General features: G+C 40.8%; 17 protein-coding genes. 7 read left to right on the top strand and 10 right to left on the bottom strand.

Translation table 11 applies throughout. From position 1 onward, the window contains the following. The first annotated feature begins 126 nt into the window (after positions 1-126). On the top strand, positions 127-576 hold the full coding sequence (locus DTW91_RS11445; protein ID WP_013632651.1) for a heme-binding domain-containing protein: 450 nt from the start codon (positions 127-129) through the stop codon (positions 574-576). A 21-nt stretch (positions 577-597) separates the two neighbouring features. Then, positions 598-2,868, top strand: a complete 2,271-nt coding sequence (locus DTW91_RS11440) for a multicopper oxidase family protein (protein WP_013632652.1) — start codon at positions 598-600, stop codon at positions 2,866-2,868. A 43-nt stretch (positions 2,869-2,911) separates the two neighbouring features. Here DTW91_RS11440 and DTW91_RS11435 read toward each other — a convergent pair whose 3' ends face one another. The 6 genes from DTW91_RS11435 to DTW91_RS11410 all read right to left on the bottom strand — a co-directional run bounded on the left by DTW91_RS11435 (position 2,912) and on the right by DTW91_RS11410 (position 9,194). Then, the gene (locus DTW91_RS11435) at positions 2,912-3,790 is read right to left on the bottom strand and encodes an ORF6N domain-containing protein (protein WP_125203498.1); all 879 of its coding nucleotides are present in this window, start codon (positions 3,788-3,790) and stop codon (positions 2,912-2,914) included. Then, positions 3,780-5,873, bottom strand: a complete 2,094-nt coding sequence (locus tag DTW91_RS11430; RefSeq protein ID WP_125203497.1) for a type IA DNA topoisomerase — start codon at positions 5,871-5,873, stop codon at positions 3,780-3,782. The genes DTW91_RS11435 and DTW91_RS11430 overlap by 11 nt, the downstream gene beginning before the upstream one ends. A 6-nt stretch (positions 5,874-5,879) precedes the next feature. Beyond that, entirely contained in the window at positions 5,880-7,340 is a 1,461-nt protein-coding gene (locus DTW91_RS11425) for a DUF3945 domain-containing protein (RefSeq protein ID WP_125203496.1), read from the bottom strand. 85 nt (positions 7,341-7,425) lie between these two features. Continuing rightward, entirely contained in the window at positions 7,426-7,734 is a 309-nt protein-coding gene (locus DTW91_RS11420; RefSeq protein ID WP_002978404.1) for a helix-turn-helix domain-containing protein, read from the bottom strand. 12 nt (positions 7,735-7,746) lie between these two features. Further along, positions 7,747-8,100 (bottom strand): helix-turn-helix domain-containing protein, encoded by a 354-nt coding sequence (locus tag DTW91_RS11415; RefSeq protein ID WP_013632656.1) that lies wholly within the window; start codon positions 8,098-8,100, stop codon positions 7,747-7,749. Between the two features lie 248 nt (positions 8,101-8,348). Next, positions 8,349-9,194: an RteC domain-containing protein gene (locus DTW91_RS11410; RefSeq protein ID WP_048499058.1), complete on the bottom strand. Its 846-nt coding sequence runs from the start codon at positions 9,192-9,194 to the stop codon at positions 8,349-8,351. Positions 9,195-9,681: 487 nt separating this feature from the next. On the opposite strand from DTW91_RS11410, the gene hemN reads away from it, so the two are divergent. Beyond that, entirely contained in the window at positions 9,682-11,061 is a 1,380-nt protein-coding gene (gene hemN, locus DTW91_RS11405) for an oxygen-independent coproporphyrinogen III oxidase (RefSeq protein WP_125203495.1), read from the top strand. 37 nt (positions 11,062-11,098) lie between these two features. Here hemN and DTW91_RS11400 read toward each other — a convergent pair whose 3' ends face one another. Further along, on the bottom strand, positions 11,099-12,091 hold the full coding sequence (locus tag DTW91_RS11400) for a serine hydrolase domain-containing protein (RefSeq protein WP_125203494.1): 993 nt from the start codon (positions 12,089-12,091) through the stop codon (positions 11,099-11,101). Between the two features lie 43 nt (positions 12,092-12,134). Here DTW91_RS11400 and DTW91_RS11395 point away from each other — a divergent pair, with 43 nt between their 5' ends. Then, positions 12,135-12,968 (top strand): alpha/beta hydrolase family protein, encoded by an 834-nt coding sequence (locus DTW91_RS11395; protein WP_125203493.1) that lies wholly within the window; start codon positions 12,135-12,137, stop codon positions 12,966-12,968. A 39-nt stretch (positions 12,969-13,007) separates the two neighbouring features. Here DTW91_RS11395 and DTW91_RS11390 read toward each other — a convergent pair whose 3' ends face one another. Next, positions 13,008-13,475: a hypothetical protein gene (locus DTW91_RS11390; protein ID WP_125203492.1), complete on the bottom strand. Its 468-nt coding sequence runs from the start codon at positions 13,473-13,475 to the stop codon at positions 13,008-13,010. Positions 13,476-13,574: 99 nt separating this feature from the next. Between DTW91_RS11390 and DTW91_RS11385 the strand changes: the two genes are divergently transcribed. Then, complete coding sequence (locus tag DTW91_RS11385) at positions 13,575-14,018, top strand: 6-pyruvoyl trahydropterin synthase family protein (RefSeq protein WP_125203491.1); 444 nt, start codon at positions 13,575-13,577, stop codon at positions 14,016-14,018. Between the two features lie 237 nt (positions 14,019-14,255). Here DTW91_RS11385 and DTW91_RS11380 read toward each other — a convergent pair whose 3' ends face one another. Continuing rightward, positions 14,256-14,624, bottom strand: a complete 369-nt coding sequence (locus DTW91_RS11380) for a septal ring lytic transglycosylase RlpA family protein (protein WP_125203490.1) — start codon at positions 14,622-14,624, stop codon at positions 14,256-14,258. Positions 14,625-15,142: 518 nt separating this feature from the next. Then, on the bottom strand, positions 15,143-16,444 hold the full coding sequence (gene rimO, locus DTW91_RS11375; RefSeq protein WP_125203489.1) for a 30S ribosomal protein S12 methylthiotransferase RimO: 1,302 nt from the start codon (positions 16,442-16,444) through the stop codon (positions 15,143-15,145). Positions 16,445-16,749: 305 nt separating this feature from the next. Between rimO and der the strand changes: the two genes are divergently transcribed. Continuing rightward, positions 16,750-18,060: a ribosome biogenesis GTPase Der gene (gene der / locus DTW91_RS11370; RefSeq protein ID WP_125203488.1), complete on the top strand. Its 1,311-nt coding sequence runs from the start codon at positions 16,750-16,752 to the stop codon at positions 18,058-18,060. 424 nt (positions 18,061-18,484) lie between these two features. Next, a complete protein-coding gene (gene upp / locus DTW91_RS11365; RefSeq protein WP_125203487.1) occupies positions 18,485-19,135 on the top strand; it encodes a uracil phosphoribosyltransferase in 651 nt (216 codons plus the stop codon). The last annotated feature ends 91 nt before the right edge of the window (positions 19,136-19,226 follow it).

Genomic DNA, 19,226 nt, shown 5'->3' with positions numbered 1-19,226 from the left:
TATGTACTTTTGCTCATCGTTATTTGATTTTTGCAACTCAAAATTACGATAAGTTTTTAGAAGCCATTAATTTGGCTTCTTTTTTTATCTGGTTTTTATCGGACAACAGTGAAAAAGAATTTTAGAATGAAGAAAGTATTAAAGATAATTTTAGCAACAGTGCTGTTTATTTTTATTGCAATCCAATTTTATCAGCCTGCCCTTAATGTAGATAAAGGGCAGGTTTACACAACCGATTTTACACAAGTCTATAAAATGCCTATTGAAATAAAAGCGATGTTTCAAACGTCTTGCTACGATTGTCATAGCAACAATACCAATTATGTTTGGTACGACTATGTACAGCCTGCAAGAACATTGGTAGGAACCCATATCAAAAATGCAAAAGAAGATTTGAATTTCAATGAATGGGGTACATACTCAAATAGAAAGCAGGAAAGATTACTAAACTCAATTAAAGAACAAATAGAAACGAAGCAAATGCCTCTGTCCTCATATACACTGATGCACAAAAATGCAAAATTGAATAATGAGCAAATCAAAACATTAATCAATTGGCTAAAAGAACAGGAATGAGTTTCAAAAAAAAATATCAAAATGAATATACCCATAAATAGTAAAATAAGGTTGCTGCAAGCAGTATTTATACTGTTATGTTCGCAATCCCTATTTGCACAGAAAGTAGTGCATTACGACTTGTATGTAAAAGATACGCTTGTCAACTATGCAGGAAAAACAAAAAGAGCCATTGCCGTAAATGGGCAAATACCTATGCCCACGCTCACATTTACAGAGGGCGACACTGCCGAGATTGTAGTGCATAACCAGTTAAAAGAAAGTACATCACTGCATTGGCACGGCGTATTTTTGCCCAACAAAGAGGACGGTGTGCCCTGGCTTACACAAAAGCCTATTGAAGCCGGAGCAACATACACCTATCGTTTTCCAATTATCCAACACGGAACGCACTGGTATCATTCCCATTCAGGTTTGCAGGAACAGATTGGAATGTATGGCAGTTTTGTAATGAAAAAGCGGGATGACGACAAAACCTTTAGAAAGGGCATTGATGATTTGCCTACCGTACCCATTATTTTAAGCGAATGGACAAATTATAACCCCAACAACATTAACCGAATGTTGCACAACGCCAATGATTGGGCAGCTATCAAAAAAGGTGCAACACAATCTTATGCAGAAGCTATTAGAGAAGGGCATTTCAAAACCAAATTAACCAACGAATGGAAACGTATGTTGGCAATGGACGTAAGCGATGTGTATTATGACAAAATATTAATTAACGGAAATCATACTACCGATTTAAAAACCGTTGACGGCAAAATACTAAAAGCAGGTGATAAAGTAAGGTTAAGAGTTTCAAATGGTGGCGCATCCTCTTACTTTTGGTTACGGTATGCCGGAGGTAAAATTACCGTAGTAGCCAATGATGGTAACGATGTAGAACCTGTTGAAGTAGATAGGTTAATTATAGGAGTTTCTGAAACATACGATGTCGTTGTAACAATCCCCGAAGAAGGTGTTTCTTATGAATTTTTAGCCACTACTGAAGACCGAACACAATCAGCCAGTTATTTTTTAGGTAATGGTATCAAACAATTAATTTCCCCACTGCCCAAATTAAAATATTTTGAAGGGATGAAGATGATGAACGATATGATGAAGATGAATGGTGATTTGGACGATATGGGAATGAAAATGAGCCTGAACCAAATGGATATGAACGTGGTAATGTATCCCGAAATTACAGGAGAAGCCAATCAAAAGCAAGACCATAGCCAACACAATATGAATATGGATAACGACCCCAATCGTTACAATGCAAATGCTTTAGGAGAAATTAAAACCCTAAACTATGCAATGTTGCAATCGCCCTACAATACTTCACTTCCCAAAGATGCACCCGTAAAAGAACTAAAATTTACACTTACCGGAAATATGAACCGCTATGTGTGGAGTATGGATAACAAAATTCTTTCAGAAGTTGATAAAATTCCTGTAAAGAAAGGAGAAATTTTACGCATCACCATTTACAATAACTCAATGATGCGACACCCAATGCACCTGCACGGTTTCGACTTTAGAGTAATTAATAGAAAAGGCGAAAAATCACCACTGAAAAATGTGTTAGATATAATGCCAATGGAAACAGATACCATTGAATTTTTGGCAAACGAAGAAGGAGATTGGTTTTTCCATTGCCATATCCTATATCATATGATGTCGGGGATGAACAGGGTTTTTGCTGTGGATGACTATAAAAATCCAAACTTACCCAACAAGAAACAAGCATACAATAAATTACAGAGAGAGAGCAATATGCCACATTTTATGGCACAGAACGATTTTGCAACCAATGGTAATGATGGCGAGGCAATGTTTCAAAATGCAAGATGGAGTTTAGGCACAGAATGGCGTTTAGGTTACAATGATATGCACGGTTACGAAGTAGAAACACATTTAGGAAGATACATCGGAAAAATGCAGTGGTTTATGCCATTTATAGGCTTTGACTGGCGTTACCGTAAAATGGGAATAGATGAACACGAAACCAATTTATTCGGGCAGAAAAACGAAAAAGATACACGTAGAGCCTTTAGTTTAGGTTTTATGTACACCTTGCCAATGTTAGTCAATTTTCAGGCAGAAGTATATCACGATGGTATCGTTCGCCTGTCTTTAATGCGAGAAGATATACCAATTTCAAAAAGATTAAGAGCTGGTTTTATGGTCAATACCGATATGGAATATATGGCAGACTTGAAGTATATCATCAATAAGAATATAGGTATTCGTACACACTATGATAGTGATATGGGCTTGGGTATAGGGCTGTCACTAAATTATTAAGGATTATGCACCATTCCCCTCCGAAATATCGGAGGGGATTTTTTTACTTGTTTAAAATCTGCAAAACTCTACCAAGTTCAATATCCATTCTTGAAAAGGCAAACCAATTTTTGCCCAGGTCTTTGAGCGATGCCCCGATATGGTAGAGTTCTGAATGGTCAATAATCAAAAAACGGTCGTGGGCATCAGAAAACACTTCAATGTCTATCGGAGGATATTGGCTATTGTAGCGTTGTAAATCTAATCGTAGCTGATTACTGATGCTTTTGGTAAGGATTGTAGCGGTTACAGTAGTCTTACGCTTACCCAACAAAGTAAGCACCGTATCATCCACATAATTATCAAGCAAGATAATTGAGCTTTTGGCACTTCGGATAATATCGGAAACAAAGGCGTAGGCATCAAATACCTGCCCATTGTAGAAAATACCTTTCTCGCTGTACAGCTTGTCGCTTTCCAAAGCCTTAAAAATCTCTTCAAATTTTTGGTCGGCTTCCAGTTGCTTTAATTCGATATTATCCAAACGATGGAACAAAGAAGCGTTGCTAATGAGCATTTTTCGCATTTCAACAAAAGCATTCATTATTTCCACACTCATTTTAACGGCTATATCAGAACGGAGTATGGCAGATGCCATTGCAACGCCCTGTTCGGTAAAAACATAGGGCAAATAACGCCTGCCGCCGTAATTTAAACTTGAGGTTCCAATTTGGAACCTCAAGTTTTCAACTTCCTCTTCGGTCAGTTGAAAGCAGAATGATACAGGAAAACGCTCAATATTCCGTTTAACGGCTTTGTTCAGGTTCTTTGTTTCCACCTGATATAAGGCAGCGAGGTCGCTATCCAACATTACCTGTTTGCCCCGGATAGTATAAATCAGGTTCCTGATTTCTTTGGGTACGATTGACGGTTTATTTTCCATTGCGTTTACTGCTTTTGTTTTTCTCAAACTCAAAGGAACTTTCGGCATTTTCTTTCAGTACGATGTAAGCATCGAATTTCTTTCCGGCTTTGCTCGTCATCCCTTTGATTAAAGAAGTTTTGCCTTTATTGACAAGGCTTGTTACATTTTCAATACTGATTTGTACACCGCAGACGGTGCGGAACTGTACCCAGTTACAAGCCTCATCAGGGCATTTCACAATCTTATCACGGATGATGAGTTGCTGACTTTTGCATTTCGGGCAGTTCAGTTTGGGTTGGTTGGTGCTTGCAATAGAAGTTTGCAGCAATTCATCGGTAATGGATTTGGCATAGGTTTCCATTTCCTTTTGGAACGTTCCCGCATCCGCTTCGTTGTTCTCGATTTTCTGTAACGCCAATTCCCATTCGGCAGTCATTGCCACGTCTGCAATTTTCCGGTCTTTGACAAGCCCATACACCTGTAATCCTTTTTCGGTAGGGATTAAAGAACGTTTATCCCGTTGGATATAATTACGGGTAAACAGGGTTTCGATAATAGCGGCTCTTGTTGCAGGCGTACCGATACCGATATTTTTGAGGGCTTTCCGCTCTTCTTCGTTCTCAATTTCTTTCCCTGCGGTTTCCATAGCCGACAAAAGCCCGGCTTCGGTGTAAAGCACTGGCGGTTTGGTCTGCTTTTCCAAAACGGCAGCTTCCTTTATGGCAAGTTCGTCGCCTTTACGCAGTTCAGGTAATTCCTGCTCTGGCTCTTCGCCATCGTCTGTAAAACTTCCTTTGATGGAACGCCAACCCGCTTCCTGAATTTTACAGCCTTTTGCCGTAAAGTCGTAATGCAATACCTGTAACGATACATCGGTTATTTCTTTGACACAGGCTTGCGATATGGCTTCGAGCAACCGAAGCGCAATCATATTGTATATCTTGTTTTCGTCTGCGTTTAGTACCGACGGCACTTTATCTGTAATCAACAAACCGTGATGGTCCGTTACACGGAGGTCATTCACGATACGTTTGTTGAACCTTCCCCATTTAATTTTGGTAAGTGCTTGCTTGCAATCCTCACGGTTCTGCAATGCCCGCACAAGGTTTGGAATTTCTGCCCACATATCTTCAGGAATGTATTTGCTTCCGGTACGTGGGTACGTAATAAACTTCTTTTCGTACAGGCTTTGTGCGATATTAAGCGTTGCTTCAGCAGATAATTTCAGCCTTTTATTGGCTTCCTTTTGCAAGCCAGTCAGGTCGAAAAGCAAGGGCGGTTGTTCCGTAACACTTTTGGTTTCTACCGAAGTAACGGTTGCCATTGCGCCACGCTGAATAGCTTTAAGGGTATCATCGGCAAGCTGCTTTTCGTCCCATTTGATTGCGGAAATACTTTTGAAATCAACCTGTGCTTTGTTGTGCGATAATTGTATCTGCCAGTATTTCTTTACCGTGAAATTCTTATTATCGAGGTAGCGTTTACATATCAAAGCCAGTGTGGGCGTTTGCACTCTTCCGAGCGAATAGATACCGTTGCCTGCGGCAATGCTCAATGCCTGTGTAGCATTGATGCCTACAAGCCAGTCGGCACGGCTTCTGCCTTGCGCTGCCTGATACAGTCCGTCAAATGCTGCCCCGTCTTTTAGGTTGTTGAAGCCTTGCTTTATTGCCTTTTCGGTAAGCGAACTTATCCAAAGGCGTTCAAAAGGTTTGTTGCATTTCAGGTATTCATAAATGTACCTGAAAATGAGTTCGCCCTCACGACCTGCATCGGTAGCAACGATGATGCTGTTGCTTTGCTTAAAAAGCTGCTCAATGACTTTCAGTTGCTTTAATGCGCCAGTATCGGCGGTGTACCCTTTGTCTTTTTTGACCTTGCGGACGGTCAATAAAAACGGGTTGGGCAATATCGGCAGGGATGCTTTATCAAATCCCGAAATGCCGTAATCTTCGGGCATTCCCAGTCCTATTAAATGACCGAATGCCCACGTAACAAAATAGCCGTTACCTGTCAGGTAGCCATCCTTTTTATCGGATGCTCCCACAAGTCCGGCTATTTCCCTTGCTACGCTTGGTTTTTCTGCAATGATTGTTTTCATACTGTATTACATTTTTCTGCCTTTGGATTTTGCAGGCTTGTTATCCTGTTGCTCCTGCTGCTTCTCGTTTTTCGGTCTTTGCTGCCCGGACTTCAAAGGCTCTTGGACGTTCTTGGTCGCTTCGTTGGTTTTACCCTCCGAATTGACGGCAGTTTGTGTTTTATGGGTTTCAGCAGGTTCTACCCGTGCTTTGTACTGACCGGGAAACTCAAAATTGGTCTTTCCGGTATCTTTGTCGAAAGTGATATAACCCTTATAGAGTTGGTCTTTTTTGTCTTTCAGTTCAACATAGATGGTTTGTCCGGCTTTGAACTTGTTGTACTGCTCATCATCAAGTTCTTTGCCCCTGAAAGTTCTTGGAGCCTCCTGCGGTTGGCTTTGCTGGTTGCTTTGTTGGGTGTTCTGTTGGTTCGTTTGCGCTTGCTGATTGTTGTTGCTTCTGTCAAACAGGAACTCAACATATCGTTTGTCCGCATTGAATTGTACCGTTGCCGAAAACTCCGTTCCTTTCGTGGAAGTCATACCCTCTAAATAGAGTGGTTTACCCTCCATTAAAGTTTGTTTTTGTTCGTCATTCAGCTTTACGCCCTTAATTTCATCGGGAATTTTGATAAACTCCGTGCGTAGCGCAATCACATCATTGGTCAGCCTGTCAATGCTGATAATAGACGGCATCAGGTCGCCTGTTTTGGAGTTTACCAAATTGACGACACGCCCCATATTACCCGTTTCGAGCAGGTTTTTCTTGTCTTCGTCCGTAAACTTGTGACCGAAAAATTCAAAGTGGAGGTTAGGTTCTCTTTTGATACCGTGTATTGCCACGATAACATTGCCGTCTTCCGCTTGCTGTAAAGACAGGCGGGCATCCGTGCGGAGGATCGAGCCCCCGAGGTTGATACCTATCGGTAAAAGCTCATTGGTTTTATAACCTCGTAACAAAGGGTCGAGCAGGTTCCTTTTTTCAAGATACTCTTTGCTCAATCCGAGGTTTTTCATTGTGTCCCAATCAATCTGCTCCGGCTTGTAGCGATATTCGCTTGTTTCCGTTGTTGTTTGTGCTGTTGCCATATTATTTTGATTTTCTTGTTTTTTATCGGGTTGGGGTTCTGCTTTCACTTCGTGTTCTTTCAGCACTTTTTCGCCCTGTGGAGTGGGCTTATCTACGTGCTTTTGTAATTCCTCTGCTTTTTCAGCAGCAACCGAGGCAGGCACTTTGAAGAAAGTAAAGTTTGTAGGGTTCTTTAACTGGCTGAAAAAATTGGAAAAGAAGTTGGAAAAGAAATCACCGCTTTTATCCACACGCATAAACTGGTTTTGATTTTTCTTCGTGGGGTCAACGGTTTCCATTTTCCCGTTTTCGTCTATACTCTTTACTGCCTGGATTTTCATTTTCTCTTTATCCAGTACGAGTAAGATGTCCGAAAGCTGTTCGGGCATTTCCTGTTTATTAGTTGTTTCTTCGCTCATAATCTGAAAATTTCAAAATTTCACGATCGAATGTAAAGGAAGCCTTCACTGATTTGCTTTATGTGGCACTCAAAGGCAGCGTTTGTCACTTATTGGCATCCAGTTTAGGTAACGGAGGGTTAAAACTTTCCCTGATGAACTGATGCACATCGGATAGCTTGTAATACAGTTTTCCGCTAATGGTATAATAAGGGAGCTTACCTATGGAGCGATACCGTTGCAGGGAACGGTTACTGATTTTCAGCATTTGCAATAAATCCTGATTATCCAGTAACTCTTCGCCGTCTATGCTGTTGCGCTTCTTTTGTAAATCGTCTATGTGGTTGCCAAGAATGTCCAGCCTGTCCATTATGCGTTCCATCCACGCCACAAATTCCATTTTGTCGATATTCATACGGGTACGCTTTTAATGATTACCTGATTTCAGCTTTCTGCCTTTCTCGATATAGCTTTTGCCTTTCGCCATAAGCTGCTCCACATATTCATCGGTCGTCTGCACGGCGTTAGCGTTGAGCATTTCCTTGATAGCACCAATCGTATAGTAATACTGCCCGTACATTTTTGAAAAAGCTATCTGCCCGTTGGTGCGCATACGCCACAACGTTTTTTCGCTGATGTGGAGATACTGGCAGACTTCGTGGTTGTTGAGCCATAAGCTATCGTAGCTTGTATCTTCCAGTTTGAGGATATATTCGCTAATGGCTTTCAACCGTTCGTTGAGGTGCTTCCACACTTCTTCGTCAACTGTTATAATGTTCATTGCACTATTGTTTAATATTCACAGTACAAAATTCAGAAGTGTGGCAGTGTTTGTCTGCCAATGCGTACCCATTGGTTTGGCACTTTTTTTCAAATTTTTTGCAATGAGAAAAACCCTTGTTTAATAAGGGTTTTAGCGTGTTTCAGTTATTTTGTTGTAGCTTTTTGCCAACTTTTGCCAATTGGCAGATATGGACAAAAAAAGCAGTACACAAAATGTACTGCTTTGAAACACTTTTGCTGTTACGGCTAAAGGTCTTTATCCATATACTCTTCGAGGGAAATTTTGAGTTGGTCTAAAAACGCCGTCCGAGAGCCTGCCCTTGTTTTCATTCGGTGGAAAGAATGGTGTATATCGTTCAAGGGCGTTCGGAATAAGATTTGAAAAATCAGAGCTAATTTTCTGATGCCTATTTTACCGTATGCAATAGAATTGGAAGCATACAGGGCGTAAATCAATTCTATCAGTGCATTTTGTGAATTAGTCCACGAAATGTCTTTGCTTGCATCCCCGTTCATTAAAATGGTATCGGGATTTTTTTCAGGATTGATTTTGGTAAGCAAAAAAGTATAGAGTAATTCATTGGCTATAATGTGGGCAACTTTGTTATCGTAGTAGGTTGAAAAGCTAAGGTCAATTTCAAATACGGCACTCTTTAAACCATCGTGGTAATTGACTTTTCCGAGCCTGAAATAACTGTGGTCACGGTCTGTTCTGCCTGCACGGTAGTACCTGTAAAAATCTTCATTGGATATGCTTTCCTTATATTCGGATTTCAGGATTTTCAGTTGGTTTTCAAAATAGCTTTGATGTATTCTCCCGGTACTTACAGGACAGGTGGTTTCAATACGGAATACTTTATTGTAATAAATTAGTTTTCCTAAAATCTGCGGTTTAATGTTCTTGAAAAAATTGATTTCCTGCTGTTCATCCTTAAATCCGGTTTGTAAGACTTTCATCTTTATGGTAAATAGCATTTCCTTCAGGAATAAGGTCATTTGGTAAGCCTCATCAGCAGTTTGCATAATTTGAGAAGAAAGATTATCTTCCTGATGCTGAATTTGCGATAATATTTTACTCAACACGATTTCCATAGCTTAGTCTGTTAAAAGTTATCACTACTTGTTTCGGAACCACATTTTAATTGATATACCAAAACTTGGAAATAATATGTAAACCATTATCACATTGTGTCCCCATATTGGGAAAGATTTATTTCCAATTACGCTTTTTGATGTATATTGGAAAAGCAGAAAAAGGGTTAAGTACACTACGACTTAACCCTTTTTTTATTAAATTTGCAATAATGATTTACAAGGTAATCAGATGAAAGCGAGTGCAGTAAGCACCATTACTAAATCGTTACCGATAGCACTTTCGGTTCTTGTAAACTACTCTTTATTAGCCACTTTGGGCTATATTAATCTTTTTTCCAAAAAAAAAGAAAAAGGATTTCCACTGCAATCGGGGCTATGGGTTTGGTCATTTTATAGAAGTTGAATCCATAATTATAGACGCTACCAATCAAAAGTCATTTCAAGTCGAGTGCATTCCCAACTCAATTTTTGTAACTTTGCAATGATGAATTCTTTAATTGACAAATACAATATTCCCGGCCCGCGATACACGTCCTACCCAACCGTTCCGTACTGGAGCGAGGCCGATTTTTCGGCAGACCTTTGGAAGCAATCTATCATCCGATCTTTCTCCGAAAGCAATGCGGAAGAAGGCATTTCCATCTACATTCATCTGCCGTTTTGCGAAGCACTTTGCACGTTTTGCGCCTGTCACAAGCGGATTACAAAGCAACATTCTGTAGAAATTCCTTATCTGGAAAGCGTTTTGAAAGAATGGAAGTTGTACTTAGACTTGATCAACCAGCAAGCAGCAAACCTCAATGGTAAACCCATTTTAAAAGAACTTCATTTGGGCGGCGGAACCCCAACTTTTTTCTCGCCCCAAAACCTTAAAACACTATTACTTGGGATTTTCGATACAGTAGAAATCGCAGATCATCCGGAATTCAGTTTTGAAGGCCATCCGAATAATACCAGCAGAGATCATTTGCAAACCCTGTTCGATTTGGGCTTTACCAGAGTCAGCTTCGGTGTTCAAGATTATGATCCCAAAGTTCAAAAAGCCATCAACAGGATTCAGCCGTTCGGAAATGTGAAGAAGGTCACCGAATGGGCGCGGGAGATCGGTTTCAAAAGCGTGAGCCACGATTTGGTTTTTGGCCTGCCGCACCAGACTTGGGACGCGATGGAATTCACCATCCGAAAAACATTGGAACTGAAGCCGGACCGATTGGCATTCTATTCTTATGCGCACGTTCCGTGGGTGAAAGGCGTGGGCCAGCGCGGCTTTGATGAGAACGATCTGCCCACCGGCGATGAAAAAAGGCGGCTTTACGAAGACGGAAAAAAATTGCTTCAGGAGCTCGGTTACATAGAAATCGGGATGGATCATTTTGCTTTGGAGCACGATGATCTCTACCAAGCATTGATTCACAAAAAACTGCATCGCAATTTTATGGGCTATACCTCCAGCAAGACTCACCTGATGATCGGTTTGGGAATGTCTGCCATTTCGGATTCGTGGTATGCCTTTGCTCAAAATGTGAAAACGGTGGAGGAATATCAGAAATTGGTAGAGCAGGGCGAGATTCCGGTTTTTAAAGGTCACCTTTTGGACGATGAAGATCTGAAAATCCGCCGGCACATTCTCAATCTGATGTGCCAGCTGGAGACGAGTTGGGATCTTCAACATTCCTTCCCCGAAATCGAAGATTCACTCGAAAAACTGAGAGAGATGGAAGCCGACGGGCTTGTAGAAATCTCCCGCAATCACATAAAGATCACAGAAAAAGGACGCGCGTTTACCAGAAATGTAGCGATGGTTTTTGACCTCAGAATGCTGAGGAACAAACCGGAGACTCGTATTTTTTCGATGACCGTCTGATTTTTTGTAGACCTTGTTTAGCCAGTCTTCTGCATTTTCACTCGAGGATTTTATCCCAAAGTTCCCTATGGAATTTGACGGTATTTTCCACAGCGGTAGGACTCGCACCCATTCGGACGATGATCAGGTTCTCGCTTGGAACGATGTCCAAAAATTGTCCGTTTTTGCCCAATGCACAAAACATATCTTTCGGTGCGTTGGGTACCAATGATTGGTTAAACGCCGTTTCTACACCAGGAACTTTGATTTTTTCTTTGCCATTCAGCCACCAAAGATAGCCGTAGGAAGGATTCAGGTCTTGAGAAGATTGCAACATATTTTGGAAATAGAGATCATTTTTATAATAGATTTTACCGTCTAGTGTGCCTTTGTTTAAGACTAATTTTCCGAACTGTAAGAAGCTTTTTGCGGTGCTGAAGAATACAAGTCCACCCTTGTATTTATGCCATTTTCCTATGATTCCCGCTCCCGACAATTTTTCGGATGTATAATCATCGATGTTTTTTTTCGATACTTTTTCGATTATTTTTGCCAGCTGCGAGTAGGCCGCTGTATCATAATACCAAAATGTTCCGGGTGGATTTTTGAAGACCAGACAGTTCTTGGAGCTGCAGAAAAAATCTTTTTTATAATCGAGTCCGGAGGTCATCGTAAGGAGATGTTTGATTGTGATTTTATCCTCGTCTTCGCTGGCCATCGAAGTCCATTTTCCCAGATATTTTGATACAGAATCCTCGATATTCAAAAGATTCTCTTGCTGCGCAATCCCGATGAGGACGGCCGTCAAAGATTTTCCTGCCGAGGCCCAGTACCAATTGGTCTCCTGGTCGAAGGCTTGTCTCCCGATCAGTTTTTTTCCAAAATATTTTTCATTGATGATTTTTCCATCTTGATAGATGATGAATGCCCGGCTTTTATGCTCCTCGTTATAAGTGTTGAGCCCGTCGATTTTTGCTTTGTCGAAGCGGATGTTCTGAGAAAAAAACGCAATGCTGAGCAAACAAGACAATAAAAGGAGTATTTTTTTCATGGTCTATTTTTTTATTTCAGTAAATTTGATACCACTAAGATAGATGAACTTGATTAAAGTTAAAAATATTGTTTTAAAAGGAAAGAAAGATTTTCTGGTCGACGCTTTTTATCCGGATATTGCCGGCAAAGCTTTTCCATTGCTGATTTTTATTCATGGCTACAAAGGCTACAAAGATTGGGGCGCTTGGGAATTGATGGGCGAAGCATTTGCGAATGCCGGTTTTTACTTTGTAAAATTCAATTTTTCCCACAACGGAACCACGATTGACGACCCGAATAATTTTAGCGATCTGGAAGCATTTGGGCAAAATAATTACACCAAAGAATTGGAAGATTTGGAAGTGGTGCTGGATTATTTCCAAAATCAAAAAGAAGTAGATTCTCAGAATGTGATGTTGCTTGGTCACAGCCGAGGGGGCGGAATCGCCGTCATCGAGGCCTCGGAAAGTCGAAATATTCGCAAATTGGCTACTTTAGCTTCCGTTTCGACGCTGGATCGTTTCCCAAAAGGAGAGGCCTTAGAAAACTGGAAAAAGCAGGGCGTCTTTTACGTGGAAAATGCACGTACCAAGCAAAAAATGCCACATTATTATCAATTTTATCAGGATTTTATAGACAATAGAGAACGATTGGATGTGGAAAGAGCTTGTAGAAATTTGACGATTCCTGCTTTGTTCATTCACGGTTCCAATGACGAGTCGGTGGATAGACAACATTGCGACAAACTTCACAATTGGACGAAGAATTCTGAGCAGAGCATCATAGAAAATGCCAATCATACATTTGGTGCAAAAGAACCTTGGCCTCACGACTTTTTGCCAAAAGAATTAGATGAAGCCGTCAGGAATTGTATAGAATTTTTAAAATCTAAATAAGACTTAGTTTAACCCAAAAAATATAGTTGAAGAAAGTGTTTACTTCTTCTTTTTTGTCAGATTGTTATTCTCAATCCACCGTTTGCTGCTGTTGATATCTTTCAAATACCAAATATCTCCGGCGTTCATAATGTAGAGATTATAAGAAATGGGGATGGAGATTTGCTTGCCTTCAAGATAACCGGCTCGGGCAGAGATGGCGTTTTTGTTGCGGATATAATCGCCGCTGAAGATATTGGAAAAGCTCTGTCCGCTGGCTTTGTCGTCAATGAGTTCGATAAGTGTCAAAGTGCCGTCTGCATTGAATTCTAAGATGTGGCGCTCAGCGTGATCTTCGAAATCTTCTACGAGCACAAATTTTTTACCTTTGATATCATAGTCCGAAGCGTCCTTCATTTTTTTGCTTTTTTTCTCGATTTTTTCCAATATTTTGTTAATCTCTCCAAAATCTTGAGAATAGAAGTAAACGCCGGAAATTAAGCTCAGTAGCAGTAGGATTCTTTTCATTTTAAGGTATGTGTTTTCGGTACAAAATTAAGCATTTTGAAAAGACGGCCACTGTCTTTTGCAGAAATAATCAACAGGATTTTTGATTATATTTGCAAGATGATAAGGATAACCAAGATTTTTACTTTCGAGACGGCTCACGTCCTTTATAATTATGATGGTAAATGCAGGAATATGCACGGCCATTCCTACAAATTATTCGTAACCGTGAAAGGGAATCCCATCAACGATCTGGACAATCACAAGAACGGAATGGTCGCTGATTTTGGCGATATCAAAAGGATTGTGAAAGAGGAAATCGTAGATGTTTGGGATCATGCGGTTTTGGTGAATGCTGCTTCTCCGCATATCCTTCTTGGAGAAAGCTTGCAAAATCAAGGGCATAAGGTTATTTTCTGCGATTACCAACCCACTTGCGAAAATATGCTGTACGACATTGCTTCCAAAATACAACCCAAACTTCCGCCACGCGTCCATTTATCTTATCTCAAACTTCACGAGACCGAAACTTCCTATGGCGAATGGTTGGCTGAGGAGAATTGACTTTGGTTTTTTAGAAACTTTTCGGTTGCCGAAGGTATATGAATAGATAGTTTTCTCAAGACTATGAAAGCACGATTGAGAAGTCACCGCAAGCGCTTTTCTGATAACATAAAAATCTCAGCTTTATTACCGGGATCGCAAAGAAAAAGAGTTCGGCACCGAACTCTTTTCCTTCAAAATATTACTTTTGTTCTAACTTTTACGAGATTATTTTGATATTAAAACCAAAATGCTTTTTTAGTCCATCACTTCATATTCAATGGCGATGGTACCACGTCTTGTATCGCCGATTGAACTAAATGCCGCTTTTGTGAGATCAAAAGCTCTGGAAGAGTGGTATGGTCCTCTGTCGTTCACTCTTACGACAACACTTTTTCCGGAAATCAAATTGGTAATTTTCACCTGAGTTCCGAAGGGAAGTGTCCTATTGGCAGCGGTAAGCTCTTTGTTACTAAAGATTTCGCCGCTCGCTGTTTTTCTACCATTAAATTTGTCGTGGTAGAAGGATGCAAAACTTGTTTTTACATCTGTGGCATTATTCTTGAAAGAAAAAATACCAAGTGTTGAAATCATCATGATGATTACAAGAAAAATTCTTTTGGTCATACTTGAATATTTTTGGGTTTTGACTTTACAAAGATATCCGGAATGACTTTCCGATTCGCGATTTCTAAGCCGTTGAGGCACAATCAGAGCAAAGATGACAATTCCATGTTCCGCTAACTGCCTACTGTAACTTGATGGCGGATGGTGTTAATAAACGTTAAATTTATACGTGTTTTGTTAATCAATCAAGGGAAGTCACCTGCTACTTCCAAATATAAGTAGTTGTTTTAAAGCAAATTAGAAAATCTTTCAATTTTTTAAATATTGAATTTAATAAAGCTTTAAAGACTATTTTGGCTAAAATAATTCATAAGTTTTGCAAAATATTCATTCTATTTTTAATAAAGAGGCTTATTGTATTGAAAAATTGATAGAGTATAAAGATAGTTTAGCGTAATTGCTTATAAGTATTTATATAATATATTGATTTACAATTCATTAAATGAATTGAATAAAAATTTTAACAAAAAAAGCCTTTGAAATAAATCAAAGGCTTAAATATTTTGACGAAAGGGTCTTCAGATCAATTCACCTATCAAGTCGTAATCCTCCGCCGACGTGATCCTGACGTCTGCAAATTCTCCAATCGGGACATAAACATTTTTGGCTGCAACCAAAACGGTATTGTCCACATCTGGGGAGTCGTGCTCCGTTCTTCCTACGAAATATTCGCCTTCCTTTCGGTCGAAAATACATTTAAAAACGCGACCCACTTTCTCTTGGTTTTTTTCCCAAGAAATCTGCTGCTGGATTGCCATAATCTGTTCGACTCTGTTTTGCTTCACAGCCTCCGGCACATCATCTGCCAAGGCATAAGCGCTTGTATTTTCTTCGTGAGAGTAAGCAAAACATCCCAGCCGATCGAAACGTTGATCCTTGACCCATTGTTTTAGCTCCTCAAATTTCTCTTCCGTTTCCCCCGGAAATCCCACGATCAAAGTGGTTCTGATAGCCATATCCGGTACTTTTTCCCGAAATTTGTCGAGAAGGGCATTGGTCTTTTCAAAAGTTGTCCCCCGTTTCATAGCTTTCAACAATTCTGTATTGATGTGCTGCAGCGGGATGTCTATGTAATTGCAAATCTTTGGTTCTGTCTTGATAATATCCAGCACATCCTCCGGAAAACCCGTCGGAAAGGCATAGTGAAGCCTGATCCACTCGATACCTTCGACTTTTATCAATTCCTGCAGCAGATCTCCCAGCGCTCTTCGTTTATAAATATCGAGACCGTAAAACGTAAGATCTTGGGCGATGAGTATCAATTCTTTGACTCCTTTTTTGGCTAATTTCTGCGCTTCGGTAATCAATTTTTCGATGGGCGTAGAAATGTGCTTACCCCTCATCAGCGGGATAGCGCAAAAAGAGCAAGGCCGGTCGCATCCTTCGGAAATCTTGAGGTAGGCATAATGTTTCGGTGTCGTCGTGAGCCGTTCGCCCACCAATTCGTGCTTGTAGTCTGCACCCAGATGCTTCAGTAAAATCGGCAGATCGCGGGTCCCGAAATACTGGTCTACATCCGGAATCTCGCGGATAAGATCCGGCTTGTATCGCTCGGAAAGACAACCCGTTACGAACACTTTTTCTACGAGACCTTTGTTTTTAAGCTCTACATATTCCAAGATCGTATTGATGCTTTCCTCTTTTGCATTATCAATGAAGCCGCAAGTATTGATGACCACAATATCGCCTTTCTCTTCGTGGACTACCTTTTTGCCGTTGGCTTCCAGTTGCCCCATCAGCACTTCCGAGTCATAGATATTCTTCGAACATCCGAGAGTGACGATATTTATTGTTTTCTTACCTGTTGATTTCGTACGCATCTATTAAAAATTGAACTTGCAAATTTAGCAATAAAAAAAGGAATGGAATAGCCGAAATATGCCCAAGTTATTTAAAATAGATCGGTCTTCATCGAAATCTTTTTGACTTTTCAAAAATTTACAATAAGTCATACATTTGGTGGCGCTTTCAGATAAAAAACAGTATTGATTTCACAGCTTTGAACCCAAAACAAATTTCGTACATTTGCAAAAATTTTGGGCTTCGAAAGTCGGAGTTACCCATTCTTAATCAAGTCTTTTGCTCAATATTCGAAAAGATGAGCGGAGACCAAGAAACAAATTTTATGTCAAATATCGTTGCCATCGTTGGGCGTCCCAACGTCGGAAAATCCACTTTATTCAACCGATTATTAGAAAGAAGAGAAGCCATCGTAGATTCTACAGCCGGCGTCACCAGAGACCGCCATTACGGCAAATCTGACTGGAACGGCGTCGAGTTTACCGTCATCGATACCGGCGGCTACGACGTAGGAACGGACGACGTTTTCGAAGTCGAGATCCGCAAGCAAGTGCAATTGGCTGTGGACGAGGCCACTTCTATCATCTTTATGGTCAACGTGGAAGAAGGGCTGACGGACACCGATCAGGAAATCTACGAACTATTACGAAAATCCAACAAACCCATATATCTGGTCGTAAACAAAGTGGATTCATCCAAGGAAGAACTTCCTGCCACCGAGTTTTACCAATTGGGCGTGGAAAAATATTATACACTATCGTCCGCAACCGGCTCCGGAACGGGAGAATTGTTGGATGCCGTGGTGCGAGATTTCCCCACAACCGAGTATAAAGACCCGTTCGAAGGCTTGCCAAAAATCACCATCGCCGGCCGCCCAAATGTTGGGAAATCTACATTGACCAACGCACTGCTGGATGTCGAGAGAAATATCGTCACCGATGTGGCAGGCACCACAAGAGACAGTATTCAGACTTTGTACAAAAAATTCGGACACGAGTTTGTGCTGGTAGATACGGCCGGAATGCGGCGCAAAGCGAAGGTCTCCGAAGATCTGGAGTTCTACTCCGTGATGCGGTCCATCCGCTCCATCGAGTATTGTGATGTCGTCATTTTGATGGTGGATGCCACGCAAGGTTGGGAATCGCAGGATATGAACATCTTCGGGCTGGCGCAGAAAAACAGAAAAGGCATCGTGATCTTGGTCAACAAATGGGATTTGATCGAGGACAAGCAAACTAACACGATCCGAGATTTCGAGCAATCCATCCGAGACAAAATCGGGCAGTTCCACGATGTTCCGATTCTTTTCGTCTCTGCGCTTACGAAACAGAGAATTTTGAAAGCTGTAGAAATGGCAATGACGGTCTACGAAAATCGCAAGAAAAAAATCAAAACCTCCAAACTGAATGAAGTGATGCTGCCCATCTTCGAAGCGATACCACCGCCGTCAAACAAAGGAAAATACATCAAAATCAAATATTGTGTGCAGTTGCCAACGCCGTCGCCTCAGTTCGTATTTTTCTGCAATCTTCCGCAATATGTCAAGGAACCCTACAAACGCTTCACGGAGAATCAGCTTCGCAAAAACTTCGGTTTCACCGGTGTTCCCATCGAGGTTTACTTCCGGCAAAAATAACAATCGACCCTTCCTTAGTTCGTGCTTTGGGAGGGTTTATTTTTTAGGAGCATCTCGTTTTTTACTTCTTTTCACCGGTCCAACCCGCTATCCACTATATCTTTTTCTTTTTTTAGAACGCATCTGTCCGCCATCGCAGTTCCTCAACAAAAAAGAAAAAGGATGCCGTTCCTATCGGGGCTATGTTGTGGCGACAACCATCTTTCAACGTCGGAAAAAACCTTTCAGAGCACATTTAAGCTGAGAGAAAGTGCTTTAACGAAAAATTATTATTAATAAAATTAAACAGCATCGAAAAAGTTCTATAAAAAGCGACTTGTAAAAATCAAAATCTCCTTGAAATAGGGAATTTCGTTTAAAATAAATAAGAAGCAAATTTAAACCGTTTCCAAATTTTTACGATATTTACCCCAAAATAAACCAAATGCTAAAAGTTTTATCAGAAGAAATTTCATTGGTAAACGCCTGGATCAATGAACTTCGAAATGTGGACGTGCAAACCGACCGCCTTAGATTCCGCAGAAATATGGAACGCATCGGCGAGATTGCCGCTTTCGAAATCAGTAAAACTTTGGAATACAAGGAAATCGAAATCACCACGCCGCTCGACAAAATCGTGGTCAAAGAAATCCAAACGCAGCCCGTGATCACCACCATTCTCCGAGCCGGAGTGCCACTCTTTCAGGGGATTCTGAATTATTTCGACAAAGCCGATTGCGGTTTCGTAGCGGCTTATAGGAAGCACGATGCCAACGATTATTTCTCCATCAAACAAGATTACTTGACCTGCCCCAATCTCGACCTTCGCCCACTCATCGTTGCAGATCCAATGCTTGCAACTGGCGCGTCGCTCATCGAGGCCATCAAAGATCTATTGACCAACGGGAAACCGACCGACATTCACATCGTTGCAGCCATCGCCAGCCACCAAGGTGTAGAAACCATCCAAAATGCTTATCCAAACGCCAAATTATGGATTGGAGCATTAGATCAAAATCTGACTTCCAAAGGCTACATCACGCCGGGATTAGGCGACGCCGGCGATCTGAGCTACGGCGAAAAATTACAACGCTAACAATCAACAATTAACCATTAACCATTAACCATTAACCATTAACAATTAACCATTAACCATTAACCATTAACCATTAACAATTAACCATTAA

The organism is Chryseobacterium sp. SC28, from assembly GCF_003932955.1.
GTDB lineage: Bacteria > Bacteroidota > Bacteroidia > Flavobacteriales > Weeksellaceae > Epilithonimonas.
This window is presented reverse-complemented; position numbering and strand designations above follow the sequence as displayed.

Coding starts and splice junctions, on each gene's coding strand:
- DTW91_RS11445 (WP_013632651.1), top strand. CDS start 127: ATGAAGAAAGTATTAAAGATAATTTTAGCAACAGTGCTGTTTATTTTT.
- DTW91_RS11440 (WP_013632652.1), top strand. CDS start 598: ATGAATATACCCATAAATAGTAAAATAAGGTTGCTGCAAGCAGTATTT.
- DTW91_RS11435 (WP_125203498.1), bottom strand. CDS start 3,790: ATGGAAAATAAACCGTCAATCGTACCCAAAGAAATCAGGAACCTGATT.
- DTW91_RS11430 (WP_125203497.1), bottom strand. CDS start 5,873: ATGAAAACAATCATTGCAGAAAAACCAAGCGTAGCAAGGGAAATAGCC.
- DTW91_RS11425 (WP_125203496.1), bottom strand. CDS start 7,340: ATGAGCGAAGAAACAACTAATAAACAGGAAATGCCCGAACAGCTTTCG.
- DTW91_RS11420 (WP_002978404.1), bottom strand. CDS start 7,734: ATGAATATCGACAAAATGGAATTTGTGGCGTGGATGGAACGCATAATG.
- DTW91_RS11415 (WP_013632656.1), bottom strand. CDS start 8,100: ATGAACATTATAACAGTTGACGAAGAAGTGTGGAAGCACCTCAACGAA.
- DTW91_RS11410 (WP_048499058.1), bottom strand. CDS start 9,194: ATGGAAATCGTGTTGAGTAAAATATTATCGCAAATTCAGCATCAGGAA.
- hemN (WP_125203495.1), top strand. CDS start 9,682: ATGAATTCTTTAATTGACAAATACAATATTCCCGGCCCGCGATACACG.
- DTW91_RS11400 (WP_125203494.1), bottom strand. CDS start 12,091: ATGAAAAAAATACTCCTTTTATTGTCTTGTTTGCTCAGCATTGCGTTT.
- DTW91_RS11395 (WP_125203493.1), top strand. CDS start 12,135: ATGAACTTGATTAAAGTTAAAAATATTGTTTTAAAAGGAAAGAAAGAT.
- DTW91_RS11390 (WP_125203492.1), bottom strand. CDS start 13,475: ATGAAAAGAATCCTACTGCTACTGAGCTTAATTTCCGGCGTTTACTTC.
- DTW91_RS11385 (WP_125203491.1), top strand. CDS start 13,575: ATGATAAGGATAACCAAGATTTTTACTTTCGAGACGGCTCACGTCCTT.
- DTW91_RS11380 (WP_125203490.1), bottom strand. CDS start 14,624: ATGACCAAAAGAATTTTTCTTGTAATCATCATGATGATTTCAACACTT.
- rimO (WP_125203489.1), bottom strand. CDS start 16,444: ATGCGTACGAAATCAACAGGTAAGAAAACAATAAATATCGTCACTCTC.
- der (WP_125203488.1), top strand. CDS start 16,750: ATGTCAAATATCGTTGCCATCGTTGGGCGTCCCAACGTCGGAAAATCC.
- upp (WP_125203487.1), top strand. CDS start 18,485: ATGCTAAAAGTTTTATCAGAAGAAATTTCATTGGTAAACGCCTGGATC.